Source organism: Algoriphagus sp. AGSA1, from assembly GCF_021390545.1.
Taxonomy (GTDB): domain Bacteria; phylum Bacteroidota; class Bacteroidia; order Cytophagales; family Cyclobacteriaceae; genus Algoriphagus.
This window is the reverse complement of sequence record NZ_JAJUWR010000018.1, coordinates 1-26,104: the sequence shown is the minus strand read 5'-3', so window position 1 is coordinate 26,104 and position 26,104 is coordinate 1. Positions and strand designations below refer to the sequence as shown.

The 26,104-nt window shown below is 41.7% G+C and carries 20 protein-coding genes; 13 read left to right on the top strand and 7 right to left on the bottom strand.

Translation table 11 applies throughout. The annotated features are described in order from the left end of the window. The first annotated feature begins 349 nt into the window (after positions 1 to 349). Both LZF95_RS15275 and LZF95_RS15270 read left to right on the top strand, forming a co-directional pair. Complete coding sequence (locus LZF95_RS15275; RefSeq protein WP_233755966.1) at positions 350 to 1,489, top strand: aminotransferase class I/II-fold pyridoxal phosphate-dependent enzyme; 1,140 nt, start codon at positions 350 to 352, stop codon at positions 1,487 to 1,489. After that, on the top strand, positions 1,490 to 2,110 hold the full coding sequence (locus LZF95_RS15270; protein ID WP_368670783.1) for a sugar transferase: 621 nt from the start codon (positions 1,490 to 1,492) through the stop codon (positions 2,108 to 2,110). 100 nt (positions 2,111 to 2,210) lie between these two features. On the opposite strand, the gene LZF95_RS15265 is transcribed toward LZF95_RS15270, so the two are convergent. From LZF95_RS15265 to LZF95_RS15240, 6 genes are all read right to left on the bottom strand, one after another. Next, positions 2,211 to 2,534, bottom strand: coding sequence for a DUF3784 domain-containing protein (locus LZF95_RS15265; protein ID WP_233755965.1), 324 nt, complete (start codon positions 2,532 to 2,534; stop codon positions 2,211 to 2,213). 205 nt (positions 2,535 to 2,739) lie between these two features. Beyond that, entirely contained in the window at positions 2,740 to 4,845 is a 2,106-nt protein-coding gene (locus LZF95_RS15260) for a M28 family peptidase (RefSeq protein WP_233755964.1), read from the bottom strand. A gap of 1 nt (position 4,846) precedes the next feature. Continuing rightward, positions 4,847 to 6,016: a C40 family peptidase gene (locus LZF95_RS15255; RefSeq protein WP_233755963.1), complete on the bottom strand. Its 1,170-nt coding sequence runs from the start codon at positions 6,014 to 6,016 to the stop codon at positions 4,847 to 4,849. A 227-nt stretch (positions 6,017 to 6,243) separates the two neighbouring features. Next, positions 6,244 to 7,545, bottom strand: coding sequence for an amidohydrolase family protein (locus LZF95_RS15250; RefSeq protein ID WP_233755962.1), 1,302 nt, complete (start codon positions 7,543 to 7,545; stop codon positions 6,244 to 6,246). A gap of 105 nt (positions 7,546 to 7,650) precedes the next feature. After that, positions 7,651 to 9,045 carry an amidohydrolase family protein gene (locus LZF95_RS15245; protein ID WP_233755961.1) on the bottom strand — a complete coding sequence of 465 codons (1,395 nt, stop codon included), beginning with the start codon at positions 9,043 to 9,045 and terminating at the stop codon, positions 7,651 to 7,653. Positions 9,046 to 9,049: 4 nt separating this feature from the next. Further along, positions 9,050 to 10,747: an amidohydrolase family protein gene (locus tag LZF95_RS15240; protein ID WP_233755960.1), complete on the bottom strand. Its 1,698-nt coding sequence runs from the start codon at positions 10,745 to 10,747 to the stop codon at positions 9,050 to 9,052. Between the two features lie 419 nt (positions 10,748 to 11,166). On the opposite strand from LZF95_RS15240, the gene LZF95_RS15235 reads away from it, so the two are divergent. The 5 genes from LZF95_RS15235 to LZF95_RS15215 all read left to right on the top strand — a co-directional run bounded on the left by LZF95_RS15235 (position 11,167) and on the right by LZF95_RS15215 (position 17,082). After that, on the top strand, positions 11,167 to 11,529 hold the full coding sequence (locus tag LZF95_RS15235; RefSeq protein ID WP_233755959.1) for a response regulator transcription factor: 363 nt from the start codon (positions 11,167 to 11,169) through the stop codon (positions 11,527 to 11,529). Between the two features lie 3 nt (positions 11,530 to 11,532). Then, on the top strand, positions 11,533 to 13,089 hold the full coding sequence (locus LZF95_RS15230; protein WP_233755958.1) for a HEAT repeat domain-containing protein: 1,557 nt from the start codon (positions 11,533 to 11,535) through the stop codon (positions 13,087 to 13,089). Between the two features lie 34 nt (positions 13,090 to 13,123). Next, positions 13,124 to 14,545, top strand: a complete 1,422-nt coding sequence (locus LZF95_RS15225; RefSeq protein WP_233755957.1) for a glycosyltransferase family 2 protein — start codon at positions 13,124 to 13,126, stop codon at positions 14,543 to 14,545. Between the two features lie 111 nt (positions 14,546 to 14,656). After that, positions 14,657 to 15,886 (top strand): YaiO family outer membrane beta-barrel protein, encoded by a 1,230-nt coding sequence (locus LZF95_RS15220; protein ID WP_233755956.1) that lies wholly within the window; start codon positions 14,657 to 14,659, stop codon positions 15,884 to 15,886. Further along, entirely contained in the window at positions 15,886 to 17,082 is a 1,197-nt protein-coding gene (locus tag LZF95_RS15215) for a hypothetical protein (RefSeq protein ID WP_233755955.1), read from the top strand. The genes LZF95_RS15220 and LZF95_RS15215 overlap by 1 nt, the downstream gene beginning before the upstream one ends. Here the strand turns inward: LZF95_RS15215 and LZF95_RS15210 are convergent. After that, positions 17,079 to 19,013: an LTA synthase family protein gene (locus LZF95_RS15210; protein WP_233755954.1), complete on the bottom strand. Its 1,935-nt coding sequence runs from the start codon at positions 19,011 to 19,013 to the stop codon at positions 17,079 to 17,081. The genes LZF95_RS15215 and LZF95_RS15210 overlap by 4 nt on opposite strands. Before the next feature lie 152 nt (positions 19,014 to 19,165). Between LZF95_RS15210 and LZF95_RS15205 the strand changes: the two genes are divergently transcribed. The 6 genes from LZF95_RS15205 to LZF95_RS15180 all read left to right on the top strand — a co-directional run bounded on the left by LZF95_RS15205 (position 19,166) and on the right by LZF95_RS15180 (position 24,937). Then, positions 19,166 to 19,708 carry a class I SAM-dependent methyltransferase gene (locus tag LZF95_RS15205; RefSeq protein WP_233755953.1) on the top strand — a complete coding sequence of 181 codons (543 nt, stop codon included), beginning with the start codon at positions 19,166 to 19,168 and terminating at the stop codon, positions 19,706 to 19,708. Between the two features lie 9 nt (positions 19,709 to 19,717). Beyond that, complete coding sequence (locus LZF95_RS15200; RefSeq protein WP_233755952.1) at positions 19,718 to 19,966, top strand: hypothetical protein; 249 nt, start codon at positions 19,718 to 19,720, stop codon at positions 19,964 to 19,966. A 36-nt stretch (positions 19,967 to 20,002) separates the two neighbouring features. After that, positions 20,003 to 20,584 carry a peptide-methionine (S)-S-oxide reductase MsrA gene (gene msrA / locus LZF95_RS15195; RefSeq protein WP_233755951.1) on the top strand — a complete coding sequence of 194 codons (582 nt, stop codon included), beginning with the start codon at positions 20,003 to 20,005 and terminating at the stop codon, positions 20,582 to 20,584. Between the two features lie 621 nt (positions 20,585 to 21,205). Beyond that, entirely contained in the window at positions 21,206 to 22,873 is a 1,668-nt protein-coding gene (locus LZF95_RS15190) for a hypothetical protein (protein ID WP_233755950.1), read from the top strand. Between the two features lie 91 nt (positions 22,874 to 22,964). Further along, entirely contained in the window at positions 22,965 to 24,368 is a 1,404-nt protein-coding gene (locus LZF95_RS15185; RefSeq protein ID WP_233755949.1) for a DEAD/DEAH box helicase, read from the top strand. A gap of 122 nt (positions 24,369 to 24,490) precedes the next feature. Continuing rightward, positions 24,491 to 24,937, top strand: coding sequence for a DinB family protein (locus tag LZF95_RS15180; protein ID WP_233755948.1), 447 nt, complete (start codon positions 24,491 to 24,493; stop codon positions 24,935 to 24,937). Positions 24,938 to 26,104 lie beyond the last annotated feature (1,167 nt).

Genomic DNA, 26,104 nt, shown 5'->3' with positions numbered 1-26,104 from the left:
AAATTTGAATTTTGTATTTACTTGTTACTCTTATTTCATTCATTTTACTTATTCTATTTTATTTAGTAACATTCTTAGTTATGCGTACGACATACAGCTAAAAAAAATTAAATTAAAAGTTATAGTTATTACTATTAACATATTGATTTAAAGACAATTATATGAATAATATAAATAATTTTATTACTTGATTAATAGCTCTTTTTTCAAAAGCTTTGAAAGCCAAAATCTCCAATTCCAATAAACGTATAAGTCAATTTGATTTTTTTAATGTTCTAGATAACCTCATTAACTATTGTCATTTAAAAAATGTGTGGTATATTTTGAAAATAATAGTTAACCTTCGCTCATGGATTTTAAAATCCCCTTATCATTTCCAGTATTTAATGGCAACGAAAATGCTTATTTACAGCGTGCTATTAGCTCTCGGCATATCGCTACATCCGGAGAGTTTATTACTGAGTTTGAAAGGAGATTGTCCACAAGATTAAAGACACATGAAGCAGTTGCCTTAAATTCAGGCACCTCATCACTGCACTTGGCCATGGTTCTCCTAGGCATAAGTCCTGGAGATGAGGTAATCTGTCAGTCATTTACTTTTTGTGCCTCAGCCAATCCGGTGGTTTATCTGGGAGCCACACCTATTTTCGTGGATAGTGAAAAAGAAAGCTGGAATATTTGTCCTGAGATTTTGGAAGACACGATTCTCAGTAGGATTTCTAAAGGGAAGAAGCCAAAAGCAATAGTAATTGTCCATCTGTTTGGAATGCCTGCCAAGTTGAAGGAAATAATGGAGATTTCAGATAAATACAATATTCCTGTTTTGGAAGATGCGGCGGAAGCTTTTGGGAGCCAATATTTAGGTAAGCCCTGTGGAACCTTCGGTAAAATCGGTGTAATATCCTTTAACGGCAACAAGATCATGTCTGCCGGAGGTGGGGGAGCACTGATAGCCAACGATACTGCCAGTGTACAGCATGCCAGATTACTTTCCACCCAGGCAAGGGAGGATTTACCATTTTATCATCACTTGGAAATAGGGTATAATTACAAAATGAATAATCTTTCAGCTGCTGTAGGCGTAGCCCAACTTGAGCAGTTGGATACATTTATCCAAGCCAGAAGACTTATCAATCAACGATATAGGATCTTGCTGGAGGATTTCCCTGGAATTAGTTTTCAGACAGAATCACCGGATTCACAGTCTAATTATTGGTTGACTACTATTCTGATAGATAAACAAATTACCGGATTTTCTAATATAGAGCTAAAATCCGCTCTGTTGAAACATGATATTGAAAGTAGGTTTCTCTGGAAACCGCTCCATACACAGCCGGTATTTAACATGACACCTTACTACGGGGGAAGCCTGGCTGAAAGACTGTTTGAAAATGGGCTTTGCTTGCCTAGTTCTGTTAATTTAACCCTTCAGGATCAGGAGTCCATTGTAGAAATAATCCGTAAAGAATTAAGTAAAACGTTTAAATAAGTGATATACCGAAATTGCCTCAAGCGAGGGTTGGATTTAGTTCTTGCCTTTTTAATGTTTTTGATGCTATCGCCCATTTTTGTGGTTTTGCTCCTCGTTTTAAGCATCCATCACAAGGGAAGTCCCTTTTTTTTCCAATCACGTCCGGGCAAAGGAAATGTCTCATTCAAGATTCTTAAGTTTAAAACCATGTCTGATCTATCTGATGAAAGCGGAAAATCCTTGCCGGACGCTGCACGGATAACACGATTGGGCAGAATGATCAGAAAATCTTCGTTGGATGAGATCCCGCAGCTGATCAATGTACTGAAAGGAGATATGAGTCTGGTGGGTCCCCGTCCTTTGCTGGATGATTACCTCCATCTATACTCCAGAAACCAAGAGAGACGGCATGAGGTAAAACCTGGAGTGACTGGGTGGGCTCAGATCAATGGGAGAAACACCATTACTTGGGATACTAAATTCAAGTACGATATCTGGTATGTCGATAACCTTACTTTCTTGTTGGATGTAAGAATCCTCTTCCAAACCTTATTCAATGTGCTTCTCGGAAAAGGTATAACCCAACAAGGCCATGTGTCAATGGGACGGTTTGAGGGCAGCAAAGAAGAGCGGATGTAGGTTAGGCATGAATGGTTAAGTTGCCTTGGTTAGACAAGAGATTTTGCCGAAAGAGCTCTAATACAGGTAATCCAATCATCAGAGTAGCGGAGGTAGGGATTTATTTGGTTTTTTGGATAGAATTCTTTTTAACGGTAAACCTATTTCCAAAAACAATCAAAATCACTGAGCCCGCCAAAGAGCTAATAATCAACAGATTTCTGCCCACAGAAGGCATATCCATCCAGAGTCCAAGATAATGTCCGGCAAAGATGATCAGACCCATCATCCCAGAAACAATAAAGGCAAACGTAGGTAAACCATTGGTTAGCGCATTTTCTTTTTCCTTATGTGAGAGATTATTGTAACCTGCTATCAGGTTTGGGAATAATTTGACCAAAATCCCTATTCCAATAAAAAGTAAACCTACGTAAATGCTTGCCATGATAATTACAATTGAATTTCATTCTTTTTCCACAGAATTTAATTTTTTGACACTAGAAAAACAAGGGGGTTAGGTAATATTTAAATGCTTATCTGATAGACGTTTCACTAAAAAAGGACTCAGATAGAAATCCAAGTCCTTTAATTCTATTTCAATGATGCCCGAAGCTCTTGACTCTTGGCTCTTTTGTCTAATATCTAAATTATCATTTCAGACTATTGACAATCTTCTTCACTTTTTTATCCAGATCCAGGATTGCTTTTGAATAGCGTTTATCCCACTCTTCCAGTCGGTCGGTAGATTTGGTTTCTACCTCATATCTTATACCTGGCAAAATCCATGAGGCGTATCCTGAGAAAGGATCTGTACTCACATAAAGTGATCTATACCAGCTGCCGAAGTACATTCCTTTAGGATCTATCCAACTCTTTTCCAGAGAAATCAATGTTTTATTGATGGAGCTTACTTCTTTACCTGTAAGCCTCCCTGCCTCCAATGCAGTATTGATGGCAGCCTCATAAACTGTAGTAGTAGCCTGTAACTTGGTCAAGGCATCATCCACTCGTCCAAAAAAGTTAAAAGATGCGTCCAACTCCTTTACAGATTTTACTGCATTATCGAAGTGTAAACGCAGATCTTGGGCATACCTAGGCACATCATAGGGGATAATAGTGGCATTAGCCATACGAAGCGTAAGAAGCCCAATCACGGAAGCCAAAGTTCCTCCCATCTGAAAAGTAGGATCAACAAATTTGCTGTAATAATAGAAGTTGTCGTAGTTGGAATGATAGGCAGAAACCCCTCCTGTACCACCACTCAAGCTTGGCACACCAGCATACATATAAAAGGCAATGTGATCAGATCCTCCACCTAAATTCCCTATTTTGGGCTCCTCATTTTGTCCTGCCCAAACTTCGAAAACCGTCTTCGATGAATCAGGATAAACAACTTCTTTGGATGCTTCAATTATTAGGTTCTTAAGTGTTGGAGCTGCAGAAACACCGAAGTTTCTTCCTGAAACCGCAGCATCAAAATTCATGTATGCGACAGCTTTTGCCTGTAGCTCATCCTTGAAATGTTCTACCCATTCTGTGGAACCTATCACACCTTGTTCTTCTGCATCCCAATGCCCTATCAGAATTGACCTTTTTGGACGCTCGCCCTTTTTGACCAATTCTCCTATAGCTTCTGCAAGGGTCAACATCATAGCGGTGCCTGAATTAGGATCTGTAGCCCCAAAACTCCAGGCATCGTAGTGGCTTCCCAATATGATCCATTCGTCTGGATATTCACTGCCTTGGAATTTGCCCACTATGTTATTTGCCCGTACAAAATCAATGGGTTGATCTACTTTTACACGTACTTTCAAGTCTTCCCCCCCGGTAATTCTGTAGTCAATTGGCAACCCGCCTTTCCATTCTTCAGGGACTGAAGAGCCTTTCATTCTACTTAAAATCTCTTTGGCTGCGCCATACCCGATAGGGGTGACTGGAATCGTATGAAAAGCTACATCTTTAGGATCCAGACGCTTCACCTGCTTATCTCCGTCCATAGGAAGGGCGGGCTCAAATGGAGTCAGGGGATCTCCTGTGTAATTCAAAGCCAGTAATGAACCACGCTGTATGGTGGTTTCATTATAATACGGCCCATCTGGATAGACATCGCCCTTTTCATAGCCAGAATCCTTAGGATCAGTATAAATGATCAAAGCCGCAGCTCCATAGTGCTCTGCAAACTGAGCCTTATAGCCCCGGAAGTTGCCCCCGTATCTGGCTATAACCACTTTCCCCGTGAGATCAACCCCCATTTCTGCCAGCTTTTCGAAATCTGCTTTTACCCCATAGTTCGCATACACCACTTCGGCTGTGACATCACCTGAACCTGAATATGCATTGAATCCTTTGTGAAGTCTAGGATCCGAAGAGAATGGATCTCCATCAACTACGCCTTCCTGCTGGGATAAGGTTATTTTGTCAGGAGTAATGATTTCCAAAAGAGACTCTCCGGGATCATTTGGCAAATACACGTCGTAAGGGTAGGGGGTTACCTCCATTCCCGCAGCAGACATAACTTGGGTCAAATAGGCAGCAACAGCTTCGTTTTCAGGTGTTCCTACTATGTGAGGGGACTTGGTCAATTCTTGAAGATGAATCTTAAATTGACCATAATTTACAGCTTTGATGTATTCGGCTTCCAGTGCACGCTGTGCAGCTGTGTCTTTAAGATAAAATCCGGTGACCTGTTGCGAATTTGCAGAGAGTCCAAAGCCTAAGGCCAGGATTGCCGCAAAAAATGGTTTTTGTATTGACATATTATTTATTTGATAAAAGCTTTGAAACAGATAAGATATGTTCTGACGGAACATTTACAATTCTTTTGGTACGCAAGTACCTGTTTAGTTCATACTCATCATAGTTTGGGCTGGCTGGATCAAAACTAGAAATTCTCACCAAGCCTCTGGAATGGATAAATTCTCCGTTTCCTATCCACATTCCTACATGGACTACCCGTTCTTCCTTTTCCTTAGTGGCTTTTTCACCAAAAAACAACAAATCGCCCACCTGGAGCTTTTCCCAGTCTTGATCTGAATCCACCAGCTGCCCTTCATGAACCTGCTGACTGGCATCCCTCGGAATGATCTGACCATTGAGGTAATAGATCGTCTTTGTGAATCCACTGCAATCCACACCTTTGATAGATGTCCCTCCCCAGAGATAAGGAGTTCCCATCATTTGCTTAGCCGTGCTGATTAATTTTTCCGGTGATGTACTTCTACTGGCAATCCAATTTTCCCAATCCTGAACATGACCTGAAGGAATCCATCCTTGACGTCCATCGGGAATACTTACCTTAAGTTGATCACCGGCCTCTTCAATTAGGGTCAAAATATTCCCGGCCACCAAGTCGGATACCATTTCTTTTTGAGCTATGCTATCCCATACATGTCCTGTAAGTGATGTAAATACCACCTTTGGTTCTTGATACCAAAGTTGCATTTCCTGTTCCGTCATCAAATGTATGCCTGCTCGATCCACCCATGAAAGGTAGCCGTCAGGGGTTTGAACAAGATACCATCCTCCATCTTCCTTTAGTACATTCAGCGGAGTTCCCATAAGAGCTTGGGTAGCAAGCTCGGCAGAATGCCTTGGCTGGCTTCGTATGTTCGCCACGGAGATGGTGACCAAAGCTCGGGTTTGTCCACCCAAAGAGGCATCAGGTAACCGCAAAACAGCATCTGTAAAACTGATTTGATGTGATTTTAAGTTATCAATAAGTCCATCTAAGGCCTCCAGCTGATTAGTCTCTCCTTTTAAGGAATCATTTTCAAACCTTAAATCCCATAGGGCAACCCGTTTATCCGGTGCTACCTCCGCCCGTTTGGCTTCGATGAGTTCGGTTACCCGATCGTTATTTTCACCCCGCTTGCAGGAAAATTGAAATATGATCAGAGATACAAAAATTGGGATGTATATTCTTTTCATCTGTTTATAATTGTTTTTCTAAGGCCATCTCTGCCAGCAGGCAGGTGAAATCTCCCAAGTAGGAAAAACATCCTTCTTTGTCGCGTTCGATATACCTTTCTTACGGCAGGCAGGCATGTCTGCGTCAAGCTGGCTCGACTTCATAGCTGGGGCAAAATAAAAGAAAACCACAAGAAAAGCTCTATTCATAGACTCTACTTGTGGTTATAATCAATTAAAGCTGGATATTAATCCATTTTTAATCCTGGAGAACGGTCCAGAAATTCTTGGTATAAGCGTATCTGTCGGTTAGAAAGCGGCATTCTATAGCCATCTATAAATACATGCAGTATATTGGTTTTGGTCTCGAATGGATCACCATCAGCCACGATCAGGTTGGCTACTTTGCCTGCTTCTACGGAGCCGTATTGATCATCCAGTCCAAAGATCTCAGCAGTCGTAATCGTCACAGCCTTCCAAGCTTCTTCTTTACCCATACCATATGCCGCGGCGAAGGCTGCAAAGAAGGGGAGGTTTCTTACATTTTCCTGACCATTGGTTCGGATGGCTACTTTCACACCTGCTTTGGCCATATTTCCTGCATTGGCATAAGCAGCATCATAGCGGTCAGATTCTCTGGTGGGAAGTGCCTGTATTGGTCCTGTTATTACAGGGATTCCAGCTTTGGCGATTTCTTCAGCGACTCTCCATCCTTCGGCTACACCAGTAAAAATCACTTTAGCTTCTTTTTCCTCAAGCCATTTGAGTGCGGCCTGAATATCAGCTGCCGTGTTGACTTCGATCAAGAGTGGCAGCTCCCCTGTAGTGGCTTTTGCTAGCTGGGCCATCTCGGGATAATATTCCAGTTCCGCTCCATTGGCTGCCAATGAGGCATAATTCATTGCGTTTTCCCACAGTTCATCTGCTTCCTTCAAGGATTTCTCCATGGCTTTTTTGATATCCTCATCAGATCTACGATCATATCTTCCACGGCGTCCAGAACTAGGAAAGTTCATTACTACTCCTTTGAAACCGGCATACATTTGATCCGGTGTATAACCGTTGAGATTGATCAGGGCCGCTGTACCTGGGAATAATCCTCCCGTAGGTACAGAAAGTACTGTGGTTACACCTGATACTCTGGTGACTGGAATTGCCACGGAATTTGGATTAATGGCTGTCAAAGCCTGCATATTAGGCGTAAAATTCCCCATTTCCGCATAATCTACAGTTTCCTGAACGGAGTTTATTTCCACCAGACCAAGTTTAGTACCTCCGTCGATCATGCCTGGATAAATGTATTTACCGGTACAGTCGATCACTTCGGCACCATCTGCGGAAATATCAGCCCCGACCTCCTTGATTTTCCCATCTTCCACCAATACGGAAGTATTGCTTAAAATGCCATTGGTGATAGTTACCACTGTTGCGTTTTGTAATAAAAACTTTCCCGCTCGTGGTTTGATCACTTCTCCATCGATCTGTGCCATTGCCAAAAACGGCATTAAGGCTAGGATAAAGGCGATAAAGGTTTTGTTTATAATTTTCATTTTCAGGACGTTTATTATCGGTTACATGAAGTCAGCGAAGTGGTATATCCCATGACAGGTTATCTTAATGTCGCCTATTCTTGTCTCCGTTGTGATTTAAAGTGATCAGTGTGTATGAGAATGTCTATGGAATAGGAAATTGGCCGTTGCAAACAGGTCTTCAGTCCCTTGCATACATCTTTCCTCATGGTCAGTATATAGAATGACATCTTCTACCATCTGGGTAGGACTCACTTTGATCCGCTGATCATCCGCATCTTCTATTCTATCGAAGTATTTCACACCATCCACAAAAGTCATCTGCGGAACTGCATAGGATGAAAGAGGATGGCCTTCGAAAACCACCAAATCAGCCTGTTTACCCTCTTCTATTGAACCTACTTTGTCATCAATACCAAGTTGTTTGGCAGGATTGATAGTAATCATGGCAAGTGCCTGCTCATCCGTCATCCCGCCGTAGCGTTGGGTCTTGGCAGCCTCATGATAAAGGTGACGGATCAGTTCCGCATCATCTGAATTAATGGAAGTAATGGCACCATTTTCAGTAAGAATAGCAGCATTGTATGCCGTGGAATAATAAACCTCAAATTTATAGGCCCACCAATCGGCAAATACTGAAGCTCCCATGGTGTATTCTGCTATTTCAGGAGCTACTTTGAAGCCCTCATTTGTGTGCTGAAATACCAGCTTTGTAATACCAAAATCCTTTGCCACATTAATCAACATATAAATCTCATCTGCCCGATAGGAATGGCAGTGGATAATTATCTTACCATCTATGATGTCGGAAAGGATCTGAAGCCGTTCGTTATGAACAGGAGGTGAGGCGGTGTTTCCTTTTTGAGAGGAAACTTTATTGTATTCCTCCCAGGCTTTCTTGTACTGAATGGCTTCATTGAACCCATTTCTAAGTATCGCTTCCACTCCCATCCTAGTACGGGGTTGGATACCATTCCCTCTTCCATGAACTCTCGTCGGATTTTCTCCCAACGCGAATTTGATGGTACGCGGGGCATCTTCCATAATGATTTCCGCGGGGTCTATGGAACCCCATCTATGTTTTAGAGTTGCATTTTGCCCACCGACCACATTGGCTGAGCCATGCATGGCGTGTGATATGGTCACTCCACCTGCAAGTGCTCTGTAGAGCCCCACTTCATAGGGGTTTACGACATCTTTCATCCTCACTTCAGATACAATCGGAGCTGTAGCTTCATTGACTACATCCAAGCCCAGATGGGAGTGGGCATCTATGATCCCAGGCATTAGGAATTTACCAGAAGCATCAATAGTGGTTATCCCGTTGGGTGCATTTAGATTCTGACCCACTTTCTTGATTATCCCATCTTGTACGAGTACATCTGAGTTTTCAAGTGTTCCGTTGGTAACTGTCAGTACAGTCGCATTTTTTATCAATACACTGCCTTTTTTCACTTGGGCTGAGGCTAATTGAATGCTTAGACCCAATAGCGCCGCAAGAATATAATTTGCTTTTCTCATCTGCTTAGTTATTTGCGATTAGGGTTGGGGTAAGTGTGCCTTTGAATGGGAATGATCCGAATTCACCGACTGTCATAGTAGCATCATAGCTGCCTTCACTGACTTCTCCGGAAACGTCCACAGTAATCTGCATACCATTTGCGGTGACGTCGAATGAAAAAGAAAGTGTCCCTTCTTCCAATGTCACATTTTTAATTGGGGAAGTAGCCTTGTCCGAGCCGGATGGATCATCGTATGAAATAGTACCGGTATATTCTGAACCTTCTTTCTTTATTGAAAGGATTCCCCCCGAGGATCCGGCAGGACTTTCTGAGGTATAGTCCCAATCCCCTTCAATTTGAACAGTATCGCCGTTTTCACCTTCCTTGGAGGATTTCTTTTTTGCTTTAGTCTCATAGTCATAGATGTAACCATCTACCACCACATGTTTGATTTGACTATCCTTTGCAAAAATAGAATCTGTACTTAGAATCAAATTAGCCATTTTACCTTTTTCGATTGTACCTGCCACTTTGTCCAAACCCAGAATGGAAGCAGGATTAGTCGTGAGAGCTGCCAGTGCAGCCTGTTCCGAGAGGCCATTTTCTATCATAACCTGAAGCGATTTCATGATATCCTTGGATTTCACGCCCACTGTGGTAAAAGCGAATGGAATACCAGCCTTTTCCAATTTGGCAGTTTGCGCAATTGCATCATCATAAGCTTTTTTCACCCGGGCATAAAGCTCAGTGGCTTCTTTGCTTGCCTCATCTTTCTGTGCTTTTATAGCTTTGTCATCCGGGATTTCTAATTTCACTAAGACATGGGCTCCGGAGGCCTTAATCGCATCCAATACAGTTTCGTATTCTTCCAGATCAGTCAGGATCAATTTGAATCCTTTTTCCTTCTGTAAACTGATTGCCCGTCTGATTTCCAATTCCGTGGAAGCAGAAAACAACACAGGGATCCGACCATTGATGACTTCCTGCATGGCACTATAAGTAGGTGTGATCTCGGGTCGTTTCAGTCCGGACACAGTGGTATATTTTTGGGAACGTTCGTCAGTAAGTTTGGCATTATCATATACCTCACGGAATTTTGCCATGACCCCAACAGCCGTAGCCGGATACATTCCTCTAGAACCGCTGAAACTGGCGGCCAATGCGGCATTATCTTTTAAAAGATTGGTTGAAAGTTCATTTCCCAACAGGATGACAGCGGTCTTACCTGCCAGCATACCACCCTCTGGTTTGATCTGGGCAATTGTAAAACCCGCTTTTCTTAGATCATCTATCTTACCATCTTTAATAGAAAACTGATCCATTGACGATCTCCATGGGGTGATTCCCGCGATCTCATCTGGAGGATTAGAGGATATAAAGTCGTCTGGTCTGTCCGGATCTTTGGGCTTGGTGATCCCTACGTCACTTGCACCTGCTATGAAGCCAGGATAAATATAAAGTGAATCACCTTCAATGGTCTTTGCTTCTTTGGGAAGGCTTAGCTTGCTTCCTATGTCGAGGATCAAGCCGTCTTTAATCAGCACGGTTGCTTTAATACCTTTTTGATCTGGTGCTGTGAATACAGTTGCATTGGTGATAGCATATGTATCAGTGATTCTTTTTTTGCCCGATGGATCACTCTGGGCATTAGTAGGATTAGTAGAAAGAAACCCTAATACCCCTAAGCAAAACACACCTGTGTAGAGTAATTTTTTTTTCATGTGATTGTAATTTGATTTTCAGAGGTCACACCTGTCTGCAGTAGGCAGGTTCGACTGTTAAACTTATCATTGCCCTGTGTGTTTTAATGATGATTTTAATCCTGTCGATTTCATATGGTGGAATTGGTTTTAAAATTTAGAAGCACGGTTGAATCTTTATTTGAGATGTACCATCCGTGTGAACCTCTTCTATGTTGGTGGTTCATTTAATCAAAGCAAGCTAGTAAAAGCTATTTCAGTATCCATTTGGAATTATTTTTTACAGCGTATTATTTGATCAATGGCAGGATAATAGGTCTGAAATTCGATTTACACTCTATAAAAAACACCCGGTTTATTCTAAATTTATTTGACTGGTAAATACCGTTCTGTTTTGGGCATTAGCTATTATATTTGAGAATAGTGTCACCAAAAAAAGAATGAAAAAAATCCTAATCATAGAGGATGATTTGCTTATTTCCAGCTTAGTTCAGTTTCGTCTAAAAAAGGATGGGTATGAAACTATCTTGGTAAAGGATGGCAATGCCGGAATCAATGCCATAGATACCGAAAGCTTGGATCTGATCATTACAGACGTGATGATTCCTTTTAAAAATGGAATTGAAATTATCCACTATGTGATGAAAACAAAACCAGAAACCCCTATAATTGTACTAAGCTCATTAGGAGAGGAAGAAAAGATAGTTTTGGAAGCCTTTAATCTCGGTGTGGCGGATTTTATCCCTAAACCCTTTAATCCCAATGAGCTGGCTATTAGGGTCAAACGTGTCCTCAGATCATAATCCATGAGCTATAAAAACGCAGCTACACTTGTGTTTTTGTTCTTTTTGTTAGTAACAGCAAAAGTCTATTGTCAGCAAGAGGTGGTTTTTACTGATTCCGTTTCATTTGCGGAATTTTTGACAAATCAGGGTGAAATTCCCGGTTTACAGTTTGGATTGTCAGATCCAGGAATGGAAAACAGTTCGGGCAATGCTGGGGAAAACACATCGTCTTACGCCTTTTTTACTGACTTTTCAGCCGTACTGGGAAGTATGGATAGTCTCTTGCTGTCAGGAAACAAGCACCCTGAAGTCGAATTTTTCATATACAATGAACCTGCTACATTCGAAGCAACCCTGGAATATGTCTCAATCCTCATTGGAAACGGGGATTTACAGCTGAAAACAGAGAATGGATCGACTAGGAAGGATTTGATATCACTGGCCAGTAAGGAGCACTATTCACCCATGTTTAATGGGCTTCGTGCATACTTTAGTGACTTTAAGATTTTTGTAGTGTCAGTTGCAATTTTACTGTTTTTAGTTGTGGCATCAGGAATGATAGTTTTTATGATCATCTATAAAACCAGGAGAAACAGAAAGGAAGCCCTATTAGCAATCTATGACGAGCAGGTTGTAAACCCATTGACTGAGATTCTGTTTACTAAAAGCCTCGAAGAACTGGAGTCTATAAGTGAGGAGGAGCTGAACGATAGTTTTCCTGCTAAGCTGCGGAAGAAGTCAATTTATAACCAAGTCCTGATAGAGCGAATTATCGCTTTAAACAAAAAAATGAAAGGGGACTTCAAACTTAAACTTAAAGCTCTTTACAAAAGACTGGCCCTGGATAAGGTCACACTGAACAAACTGAATAGTAAGCAGTGGGACACGGTAGTGACTGGTTTAGTGGAGATTAATGAAATGGATTTAAATGATGCCCTGAGAGAGGTGAAAAAGCATGTCAATTCCCCGAACTTTTATATTCGGTCCCAGGCAGTGGCCACCATACTTAACCTGTCGAACAGTGTGGATCTGTCTTTTCTCCGGGATCAGACTTTTCCCCTTTCGCGATGGCAACAAATGAATTATCTGCGGATCATTAAATACCTGCAATCCACTAGAAACCTCCAGATCAATACCTTATTTGACTCAGCAAATAAAAGCATCAGGCTCTTTGGATATAAATTAGTTCGGGTACTAGGGCTGGTGGAGCTATTAGCGGAACTGGATGAGAAATTCGGATCTGTATCTGACGAAGAGAAAATAGAAATCCTGAAAACCTTTGAATATCTGGGAGTGCCTGCCCAAAATGAGCTTGTAAACAGTAGCTTGAAGTCTGAAAACAATCAATTGGTAATAGCAGCGGCAAAGGCAGCCGGTTCTATCGGAGATGAAAGTTCTGTGGAAATAATTTCCGGACTGTTGGTTAAAGAGGTTGGATTTAGACTGAAAATGACACTACTTAAAAGTTTGCACAGTCTGGATGCTATTCGGTATAACCAATACATTCAAGAACAGGATTCCAGTGAAACCTATCGCATTAACCAGCACATATCAGATTCCCTTTTGTTAGATGTATAGTTTCTTGTTTTATCTTATTATGGAAGTTTTGGGAATGATTTTTTTATTCCTTAGTTTTTCGGTGATATTGGTTTACTTATTTCTTATGATCCTCAGTGCGCTGGAAATGCGAGACCATAGAAGAAGAAATAGATTTTCGGATTATGGGGACATTATTACCTCACCTATGGCTCCGGGCGTTTCTATTTTGGCTCCTGCATACAATGAGGGACAGACCATCGTACAGAATGTCAAAAGCTTGCTTTCACTCCACTATGGAAAATTTGAAGTAATCATCATCAATGACGGATCAAAGGATGACACACTTGCGAAATTGATAGCTGCTTTTGAATTAGAGGTCACGGATTTTGCCTATTATGAGGAGATAATAGCAAATCCTGTTCGGGGCATTTATAAATCAAAGAACCGATCGTACAACAGGTTGATCGTTATTGACAAAGAAAATGGTGGCAAGGCAGACGCACTCAATGCAGGCATCAATGTTTCCTCTAAAGAACTACTGGCATGTATAGATGTGGACTGCATTCTTTCCCATGAATCACTGACCAGGATGGTCAGGCCCTTTATGGAGGAGACCAACAGGAAAGTGATAGCTGTAGGAGGGGTGATAGGAATTGCCAACAACTGTGATGTTCAGGATGGTACGGTGACCAAGTATAGAATTCCTACTACGCTGTTGGGAAGATTTCAGGTGATCGAGTACTGTAGAGCTTTTTTGATGGGTAGGATGGCTTGGACAAGGGTGAATGGTTTAATGCTGATTTCAGGCGCATTCGGTTTTTTCAATAGGGAATTGGTAATAGAAGTAGGTGGGTATTTCCCCAAGACAGTAGGAGAGGACATGGAATTGGTGGTCCGCATGCGGCGATACATGGAAGAGCGCAATATCCCATATAAAGTCGGATTTGTGCCTGACCCTCTATGCTGGACAGAAGTACCGGAAAACGAGGAAATACTTTCCCGACAGAGAAACCGGTGGATCCGGGGTACTATAGAAACCCTCCAGCTACACCGTGTCATTCGCTTCAATCCGAATTACAATTTCATGGGGATGCTGTCCTATCCCTACTGGAATGTATTTGAGAAAATGGCTCCAGTCTTGGAGCTTATGGGACTAATATATACCTTGATTCTCATCATCATCGGTGACTTTTCTGCTTTTTATTTTATTGCATTGTTTATTGTACTTTATCTGCTTTCTCTTCTGGTTTCTTCTTTTAGCATCCTGTATGAGCAGATATCCTATAACAATTACAAGGACAGGAAAGATCTGAACAAGCTCATTCTCACTATACTTCTAGAGCCTCTGTTTATCCACCCCAAGATTGTTTATTGGGGACTAGGTGGACACTGGGATTTTATCAAGGGGAAAGGCGGCTGGGGCCAGATGATCCGTACCGGCTTTAAAAAATCTGAAGATAAAAAAAACATGGAGCCTAACAATCTAAATCTCTGATTATGGAATCAACACGATTAATAATACAGTGCAATGATTATTTGAACCGTCAAAGATTCCCTGTCCGAAGACAGGCAGGCATATTGCCTTTAAAAGTCAAATTATAAACACATGAAAAAAGCCCTCATTCTGCTTATTACTGGTTTGGCTTTTTCCCTTGCTACAAAAGCTCAGGATTCCTTTGATCCAGATGAATTATTAGTGGACGCCAGAACACTGATTCTCGATGGAAAATATGCTGAAGGTAGAAAAATCGCATTTCGGGCACTGTCAAAACACCCCGACTACGCTGATATTTTGATCCTGGTGGGAAGAAGCTATGCCTGGGAAGGCAAAAATGATTCAGCCTCTATGTATCTGGAGCGCGCCATCGTAGCTTCTCCAGACTATGAAGATGGGTACGCTGCCTATCTGGATAATTTATCCTGGGCTGACCAATACGATAAGGCAGATGAAGTACTGGCCAAGGCAAAAGAAAACCTAGGCTCTCCACTTCCTGATTTACTCAGGTATAAGGAATCCAGATTACTGTATTACAAAGAAGAATATAATGCTGCCTATGAAATAGCAGAAGAACTTTTTGAAAAGAAATATAAGAATGAAGATCTACTGGATTATATGCAGACTCTGCGCCGCCTCAAAAGTAATAATGCCATAGGTGTCACCTATGATTATGATTCATTTCTGGGAGACATTACGCCATGGAATACCTTCTCCCTTTATGGCAGGACCCGGACCAATCTGACAGGGACCTTGATAGGAAGGGTGACCCAATCTTCCCGATTTGATGACAGTGGAACTCTTTTGGAGTTGGACGCCTATCCTTCCTTAGGAGAAAATGCTTATGCTTATCTGAACATAGGAGGCTCATCAGCCAGCTTTTTCCCCAATTTCAGACTAGGTGTCTCTGCCTTTTATAATTTACCTAAAGCATGGGAAATTGAAGCAGGGTATAGGTATCTGAAGTTTTCGGACCCCACCCATATTTATACCGCTTCTTTAGGGAAATATGTGGGCAACTGGTGGTTGAATATTCGTGGAAACCTGATTCCCGGTACCGGTAACAGCTTGGGGACTTCGGCTAATTTACAAGCTCGATATTATTTCAAAACTGGGGAGGATTTCTTTTCCTTACAGTTGAGCACTGGTGTATCCCCGGATGAGGAAACCCGGGATCCTACCCAGCTGCTTAATTCATATCGGGTTAGAGCCGGTTACCAACAGCTAGTCACCCAACGTTTTATGATTTACGGCTTTACCGGCTACAGTCATGATGAACTAGGCCCTGATAGATATCGGGATAACCTCAATCTTTCCTTGGGTGTAGAGTATAGATTTTAATGAGAGGAATATTCACACAGGAGTTCAGAATATACACAAGTCGCTTATTGCCGCTTGCTATAGTTGTTATTTTCATCCCATTGATCAGCTTTTTGATTTGGCTTCTTTTTCCCGGCAGGCATCTTGAGGTAGTGGTCGTGGACAAGACTGTACCCTCCAAAAGCTATCAGGAGCATCATGGGATATTCTGGGCACTGGAGTATCTGAAATTTCAAAACAAGAAAGGTGATTTCTATGATGTCGGAGAAGATTATTATGGTTTTTTTCCTGATCAAACACCCACCTTTGGCACTTCTAAAGATCTGCGAGACCTATCCGAAATAGAAATCGGTGAAAAAGCCGCCGGATTGGATGTATTGTATTTTGCAGATACCTATGGAGTATATGAAGATGATTTTAAAGAATTCAATTCGGAGGAAAGGTCTAAGAAAATTTATGGCGGGTTGAACAGGGGAGACATTAATTTGCTACGTGAAGCGGCAAGCCTTCATAAGACCATCATTGCGGAGTTCAATACCATGGCCTCTCCTACATCGGTTGGGATCAGGGCAGAATTCGAAAACTTAATGGGGATAAAGTGGACAGGGTGGATCGCCAGGTATTTTGATGAAATGGACACTACCATCAATAATGACATCCCTGATTGGTTTATCAGCCAATACCGTGAGCAGCATGCCAACACATGGATGCCTTCAGGGCCGGGGATAGTGTTTGTCCATGAAGACGGCAGGGTGAATGCCTTCTCCAATAATAGGGATTACTATGGTGGTATTCCTAAAATCCGAACCCAAAAAAACAATAAACATGGGTTTAAACTTCCTGAAGTGGTGCCTTACCCGGATTGGTTTGACATAGTGCTTATACAACGTGATTATCAGGTGATTTCCTATTACGATATTGACCCTTCTGAGCTGGGAAAAGAAAAACTCAGGGAAATGGGGTTGCCCCGGTTCTTCCCGGCCGCCGTCGTCAAAGATATTGGAGAAGGACAATATTACTACCTGGCTGGTGATTTTTCTGATATGCGATATTCCTTAGGCTCTTCCCGCTTCCAAGGGGTACCGGCCCTGTGGCGGGGACTACATCTGATTACCGACTATACGGATAGAAAGAGTTTTTACTGGAACTATTTTTATCCCTTGCTATCCCAGATCTTGGATAGGTCATACGAGAACAAACAAGCAGCGGCAAATTAAGGCTCCGGCAACAACTTTCTTGTTTGTATGATGTAATTGTTTTTGTTTTTGAAATCCTCAAATTCCCCAGTCAATTTATTCCTGAGGCTCTGATCCTCAATGGGATCTATATTCATCCCATCTGTGATGACAAATAACTGCTCATCTGACAGGAAATATTCTCCACTTAAGAATTCAATCAACTGACTTTTATTTCGCATGAGCGGCATCACAATAGTTGACTGAAAAACGCTCGAGGTATCCAGTGTTTGTCCCATCCATATTTTCTTACCTGGTATCTCCACACCAACTTGGGCCTGCATCATTGCGAGTAGTGAAGGAGTCACTTCGAAGTGGCTTACCAACCCCTTGAAGTAGGCAGGCCTTCTGAGTAGGGGTGAATAGATAATCAGCGGCACATGAAACCTATCCAGACGGGAAGCCATAGGTATTTCCGGTAAGCGGTGATCTCCTGTAAACACAAAGATGGTATTGGCAAACTCAGGTTTCTCACTGTAGGAAGTGACAAAAGCCTTTATCGCATCATCAGCATACAGAATTGTCTGGTATATATTTTTATAGGGTCTATAGTCTTTTTTTTCAGCCTCACTGAGATGGAGATAATTTTCCAGGTGATTTTCAAATTTCTGTGAATAAGTTTCAGGCTCAGGAACCACGTATGGATCGTGGGAGGTGATGGTTTGAAAGATCCCTAACTGTGGTTTCCCATCCCTTCTGGGAAACAAAGAAAGCCCTTGCATGAACAACTCCTTGTCGCCATAGCCCCAGCTGAACCCATTGGGAGAAGATGGCATTTTCTTATACTTTGATTCAAAACTGTGGATGTCCGTCAAATGGGTCACTCCAGCATAATCCAAGAATTCCCTTTCATGATCAAAACTGATGTCCGCACCAATAAAGAAACTAGATGAATAACCATTGGTATTCAACACACTAATGAGACTGTTATGGTGGGGAAAATCGTCATAAAGCTCCAAAAATCCTCTCTCACCATAAGGTAATCCCGCAAAGATCCCTGGCAGCAGTCCAAATGTCCTGCCAGTGGATGAGAGGGCATTTGTCCATACAAGACTGTGTTGTTCCAGAGAGTCAAGGAAAGGAGTGAAGCTCCCCAGATAAGCGCCCTTGCCTGAATAGGCTTTCCCCAGGCTTTCTATCAATACAAAAACTATATCTGGGGGTGCCGATAAACTGTCAAAATAAGGACTGAGTACATCTGGGTAATCCGCAGAGTATAGAAAAGGGTAGGATGGATCAGTGTATTCTTTTTTTACGAAGAGTCCGTCTTTCACCTCTCTTAAATAAAAATCAAAATAATACTCATCCTTATAGATCAGGAAGTCAAATGCCTGCTCTGATAGGTGTTTTGATTTATTCAGCTGAATATTTGCTTTGGTCTCATTTAAGTGGTCTGGGTCTTTTATAGGTATAAAGTACACCAGTATCAAAAACCAATACATGGCAATGCTGAGAACCAACGTGGTTTTCAGCCCAAATGCGAAGTATTTATTTGCCAGATTGAACAATAGGAATACAGCTGTGCAAATCACTATACCTACGAGGACGGAAACTAAATTTAGCTGACCGGATGATTGTACTGTAATGATTATATCATTTAGGCTATATCCAAATAGATCTTTGCCCAGCGGTTGAAGTGTTTTGAGGAAGTAGAAGATAAGGGTAATGTGTATAAGAAGTGCCAGGACCAACAAGACTTGGGTGAAGCGTTTGGCCAACCCCAGTGACAATAGGCTGTTAATTGTATGGAATATAAAGAGTAAGCCTAGGAAATACAGAATCCAGTTTAGATCCTCAAAAAAACTGAAGAGCACCACATCTTTGATCCTCAGCTGGATCACCTGTGTCCGGAAGATCAAAATCAATTCAGTAAGCCTCAGTAAAATCATCAAAGACGAGAAGATCAGGGACATACTCCAAAAGTTGTTCAGAGTAGTTTGGATCTTTACTGGGAGATTGGATCGGATTTCAGCCTTTTGGGCCATATTTACGCGTTAACTTTTTCGGTGAAGACTGAAAAGATAGTGTAAAATCAGGTATCTTCAAGCATAGAATTAAATATTGTATGGGTAAATCAGATTTGTTGTTGGAGCTGTATTCCAACTTAAGTACTACAGGTGCGTTGTCTTTCAGTTCTAAAGCACTTGTCAATAAAATGCTGTCACATGCTGATTTCAAAGATGCAAAATTAATTGTTGAATTAGGGGGTGGTGACGGTAGCATTACCCAAGGCATAGTGGATAGACTAGACCCTGATGCTGAACTTCTGGTCTTTGAAATAAGCAAATCCTTCTGCGATTCCATGGAAAAACTGTTTCCCCAGAAGAATGTCAGGATCATCAATGATTCTGCGGAAAATATAGCCAAATACCTCGATGGAAGAAAGGTGGATTATGTCTTATCGAGCCTTCCGTTCAGCTTTATCGCGCAAGAGGTAAAGAATCAAATACTTACCCAAAGTAAGATTGCATTGAATCAGAATGGCTTTTTTATTCAGATTTGTTATTCTTACATGCTGAAGACATTATTTAAAAAATACTTTGATCATGTGAATACCAGCTTCACGCTTAAAAACCTACCACCTGCATTTGTGATGGTGTGCAGATAAGGTGACAGTATGGAGATTCTCAGAACTGCAATTTTGGATATGCTCAGGCAAAGAAAAGGAGAAGGATTCACTTCCGCTGAAGTAGTAAAACAGATGTATCCTGAAGACTGGAAACACTTTATGCCAGAGATAAACAAGGAAACTAGGTTGTTAAGCATCGAGGGGCTGATAAAAATAGAAGAGCCTTCAGTAAACAATAACAGCAAGGAGGACATCGGCGATGCTTTGAGAATTTTACCACCAAACAAACTTAAGTAGTATCATATCGGTTGGGTACTATAAAAAGCATTTACTATGGAAAATGAGTTTAATCTTCCTGCCACAGAAGTTATCATACCCGAAGGATTGGATCTAATTACACTTGGAGCGGGTTGTTTTTGGTGTGTTGAGGCTGTTTTTCAGCGGTTAAATGGCGTGGAGAAAGTAGTATCCGGCTATTCAGGAGGTTTTGTGGAAAACCCTACTTATAACGCGATCTGTACCGGAACCACTGGACATGCAGAAGTGATTCAAGTGTATTACGATCCAGCCGTTTTAAGTTTACCAGAGCTTTTGGAAGTCTTCTGGGCAACCCATGACCCTACCACACTGAACAGGCAAGGAGGGGACGTAGGCCCGCAATATCGGTCTGCTGTTTTTTTCCACACTCCTGAGCAGGAAAAACTAGCCCGTACTCTTAAGGAGCAACTTAATGAATCTGGGGTGTTTGATAGCCCGATTGTGACTGAGATCACGCATTTTACCAATTTTTATCCGGCAGAGAATTACCATCAGGATTACTATAATCAGAATGGAACACAGCCTTATTGCCAGTTCGTGGTTAAGCCTAAGGTGGATAAATTGAAGAAGTACTTTTCTGAAAAGTTGAAAAATTAGAAGTGGAGCGGGAGAGAGATAAGACCGGAGATAGGGCAAGCCGTTATCCAAGGTCAACAGTCCGCAGATACCGTTCTTGGGACACGAGCGGTGGCGCGGTGCTCAGTAATAAAGCTCAAGATTTAAGAATCAAGAATGTGGATTTAGTATCAGCCTGAGTTCGGCCTTAATTTATTGATCAACTTTTCCAAAGTTGATGTTTAGTTGACATTTCTTAATATCTGTCTGAATTTATAGTTGCATTAAACTCTTAAAATTAATTGAAACTTTGGAAAAGGTTTGTTTAAAGTAAGTCAGAACATATACCATGCGGTATAATTATCGATTAATTAATCGAACTCAGGTTATCAAGAAGAGTCAAAGATTTGGGTGTCCGAGAAGAGAGTTGCTGAGTTTTCAGAGTCCGCAGTCCATGGTGATCAATGGAAGCCTTTCTAGTGCCATTGAGACATGACGCTCTGCATACTTTAGGTAATTTCTGTACTTTTGTCCTGCAAAACCCATTTGCATTATGAAATCGAGCCTGCCTGAGGCAGACAGGCATGACGTAAGCGAGACACACTGGCATGATTATAATCGCTGCGAGATTCCATGTGACCATTGAAAAACAATTATAAACACATGAAAAGAACCAGAGCACACGAGTCAAGGGCCGCCATAGAGCGATTGTACATTACGATGAGGCACCTTTTTACCAGAGGAAGCTACAAACCAATGGGGGTTTCGGGAGAAAGTCTGATAGATGCCTTACGCGTTCTCAGTCCTGAGATTTACGGTCTGGTCACCGACAATGAAAAGATCGAGTTGGACGGTCTGCTTTATGTCATGGAACGTCTCCCTAGGGGCATCGAAGAGTGCCGCTTTGTCCGTCTGATCAGTCGTGAAGGCTATGAAACATCCAAGCTGGATGCCATAGTACCCGCCAAACGTAAGCGGAATTGCTATCGGCTGGATGAACATATCATGTATGTGGAGATGACCCGGGGGCGATCTGATATCTATGATATCCTGACCCATCTTACATTTCTGTATATAGAGTCAAATAAAATCTACAACAACAGCACCGACCCTAAAGGAAAAATCTCCACAAATTGGCTAATGCTGGAAGAGTTCGTGCAGAAAGAAGCAGCGGGAGAGGAATTTGAAAAAGAAGCCGCAAGTGCCTATTTGAGCCATCTTATTGGCAGGACTTACGAGGAAACTGTTCAGGCAGTGGATAAGTTTGAAAAAAGCAGCAATTCCAACAGTCTTTTTTCTATCGTTTACCACATGGGAAAACTAGCTCAGGAAGAAGCCACCAAAAATCTGGATCGTGAGATATCATTCTCCACCACACTTAGAGAACGTATTGGCCATCATGTGTATGGTGAAATGTGGGCAAGAAGAATAAAAGTTGCCTTGGATGAAAACGATTTACTGAAGCGACCTATCCATATTATCTCCGCCAATCTCCATTCAGTAGTCAATACGGTTTATGGGTTCCAGCTGCTCCATCTGAAAGACTATCAAGCCTTGGAAAATGTGGTTATGGATATTTCTGTCAAAGCCAAAAACAATAAAGGGGCAGCGATAGAAAAATATGCCGCTCAACATGGATTTATCAATCTCCCAGATGAATCGGGGACAAACATTGGTGCCCAGATTATTGATACGGCACTGCTCGAAAAGGATGAGTTGATTCCAGGGGTGAAGCTGCCCAAAGAAAAAGGGAAAAGACCTGTGTTCGTGGTGATGGACTATGCCTTCGGAGAGCAGGCATACGAATGCTTTGATGAGCTGCTGAAGCCTTATAATAAAGGGGACAAGTCCATCCCATTAGATGTAGTATCCACTTCCATCATGGGGAAGGCTGGAATACTTTATGGAGGAAAAGGGGATTTGATGATCCCAAATGCCCATGTCTTTGAGGGTACCGCGGATAATTATCCTTTCAAAAATGAGCTCAAAAAGAGGGATTTTGAGGGATTTGGTTTAGGGGTGTATTCCGGGACCATGATTTCTGTTCTGGGCACATCATTGCAGAACAAGGATATTCTCACTTACTTTATGGAATCTTCCTGGAACGCCGTAGGTCTGGAGATGGAGGGTGCCCACTACCAGAAAGCCATTCAGTCTGCCTCCAAAATACGCCGATCCATCAGGTCAAATGTCAAAGTACTTTACGCCTACTATGCTTCGGACAATCCTCTGGAAACAGGAAGTACCTTGGCGTCTGGGGCACTGGGGATGGAAGGAGTGAGGCCTACTTACCTGATCACCTATAAGATTTTGGAGAAGCTTTTCGGATAACTAGTTGTATTTCTGTACAATTAAGGGCTATATTTGGGAAGACGTAGGAAAATAAACACGTCTCTTTTTACAATACTTCACTCACCACATTTTGAACTTCTCATCATTTAAATTCGAAACCTCGCTTCAGGAAGGCCTGGATGCCATGGGTTTCGAAAAACCAACACCCATCCAGGAAATGGCCATACCGGTCATTATGGAAAACAAGGATCTTATCGCATGTGCCCAAACGGGGACAGGCAAGACCGCTGCGTTTATACTTCCCATTCTCAATAAAATAAGTAAGAGCGGTACCAGTACCCTGAATACACTTATTCTGGCACCTACACGTGAACTTGCTATTCAGATAGACCAACAAATCCAGGGCTTTGCCTATTTTCTGGGCATAAGCTCTATACCTATTTATGGAGGAGGGGATGGGATCGTCTGGGAGCAACAGAAAAAGGCATTGGAAACAGGTGCCGAGATTATTGTAGCTACACCGGGCCGGTTGATCGCACTGCTGGCAGGAGGAAAAATCAACCTGACTACGCTAGAGCACCTGATACTGGATGAAGCTGACCGCATGATGGATATGGGTTTTTCGGATGACATCCTGAAAATCGTCAATTACCTTCCCAAAAACCGACAAACTGTTCTTTTCTCCGCTACCATGCCTCCTAAAATCCGGCAGTTTAGCATGAAATTCCTGAACAACCCTGCTGAAATATCCATAGCAATCGGCAAAACAGCCGCAGGAGTGACACAATCCATGTATTCGGTATATGATACACAGAAAGAGGAACTGGTCAGACATATTCTTTCCCAGAAAGCTTACGAAGCGGTGATCATTTTTGCCTCTACTAAAGATAAAGTAAAGTCACTTTATAAAGTATTAAAGAAGCAATTCGAAATAGAAGCATTCCACTCAGATCTGGAGCAGGTAGAGCGGGAGAAGATCATGTCCGCATTTAAAAATAAAACCGTCAAAATCCTGATAGGAACCGACATCATTTCGCGGGGTATAGATGTAGTAGGTATAGAACTGGTCATTAATTACGACACGCCCTCCGATCCTGAGGACTATGTTCACCGCGTGGGACGTACTGCGAGAGCAGATATGGAAGGGGAAGCCATCACCTTTGTCAACCCTAAAGACCAGTATAAGTTTGACAACATAGAAAAGCTGATCGGTATGAAGATCACCCAAAACCCCTTACCTGAAGGGTTTGAGGAAGGCCCTGCATACACTGGGAAGCCCCAGAAACGCAAGTCTGACCTTCATTCAAAAAACAGTGGTGGAAAGAAACCCGGATTCAATAAAAATAAAAATACCGGCTCTAATGGCAAGAGAAAACCGTTCCCTAAGCGGAAAAATCCAGAAACCGAAGCACCAGAGAAAACAGAAGGGAAAGCAGTGGAATCAAAAAAAAACATAGCAGCAAATCCAGCTAGCTCCCAGTCTTCCAAATCAAGTAGATTTGGTAATAGAAAAAATGTTATTGACCCTGATTGAATAAGTAATCAAAGCCGTGAAAACTGGTTAAAATTTACCGGATGCTGGAACGATTCAGGATATGGTAAATATAAACTAGGAAAAGATGATACTTCATGCCTTAAATTTTCAAAGCATAAGAAATGAGTATAAAAGAAATTACCAAGCTTTTTGAGCGGGATATAGCGAAATTAAAAGCAGAAATCGACGCTTACACAAAAGAGGAGAACCTCTGGATAGTAGAACCAAATATAGCCAATTCAGGAGGGAATCTATGCCTGCATCTTATAGGAAACATGTCTCATTTTGTGGGCAAGGAGATGGGAAAATTTAAATACGTCCGGGATCGGGACTTTGAATTTGCCGGTAAGCATGTCCCAAAAACTGAGTTGATCTCAAGTATAGAAAAGCTTCAAAAAATGGTAACCGCCAGTCTGGAAGGAATGGGAGAGGAGATGCTAGGGAAGGATTATCCGCTGGAAGTATTTGGCTACAAAATGACGCATGGCTTCTTCCTAATCCACTTATTCGGACATTTCAGCTACCACCTGGGACAGATCAACTATCACAGGAGATTGCTGGATAAGTGAAAAACAATTAGATTTCTGCCAAAAAGGGGGAGCAAGTTTACAACCCTTCAAGGGGTCACCAACAAAATAAGTGTATTTTCAAATATATTAACCCTTAAAGGGTTTTAGGTTGGAAATTCCACGACGATTCACTTCAACTCATTCTTTAAATTTTATAATTCTTTATCCGCCTCAGAGAGATTGGTGGAGGCGGGTAAAAATCTACTCCATTTTCAGATAGTAGTTTCAGCATATCCATCCCATAAATCTCTCCCATCAAAGCAAGTTGCGCAACAGTCGGCTGAGATTTGTTGCTCTCAATATTGGATAGTGTTTTTTGTTAAATCCCTAAGCGATCCGATACTTCCTGCTGGCTTAGTCTTTTGGATTCTCTGGCTTTTTTCAATTTATGTCCAATTTTCATCAGGTAAAAGGTTAATTGGGTTAGTAAAAATTTACTGAAAATTAGTAAACACGGTATAGTCTTTTAAAAACTTAATACTCAAATTTATTGAATCATTTTAAACATCAAAATTTTAGTTGAATTTTTATTAGGAGTCAATGGATAACTGTTTGGTCATTTGCAAGAGATTACTGGAAACATTTAAGGTGCCTTATACAGGTAAATACCTTAAAGAAAAAATCCTCACCCATCCCCATTATCTCAGCATTCTTGCTATATCGGATACCCTAGAGGAATATGGAGTGGAATATATAGCAAATTGCACCCGATATTGCCACCAAGACAATGACATGCGTACAGACACTGGAACATACTCCCCAACCGCGAGTGGTTGTCATAACTACTACTGTGATTCTTCTGATTCCTCTAGTTATTATTGGTGCTAGTTGTTAACAGTGACGGCAAAGGGGATTGGCGGTCTCTTTTGCTTGCTTTAGTACAAGTCAGGATTTTCGCTTATATAGATTCTATTGCACTAACATCAGCTTGATACATGTTCAGTTCTACCAACATTCACTTCACCCTAAAAAATATGCTTCCTGATTTTTGTAAGACGCTCGCTGTTATTGCATACCTGTTTATTAGTTGTGTTTCATGTTGTTGCACTAAACCTGCGGTAGTTTCAAGAGCAGCCAGAAAGAGGTAACTTTTTAGATCATTTATTAACTCTTATCAATCATGAAAAAAAAAGGAAAACCTCATCCAGACTGCCTGTTCTAATGTAG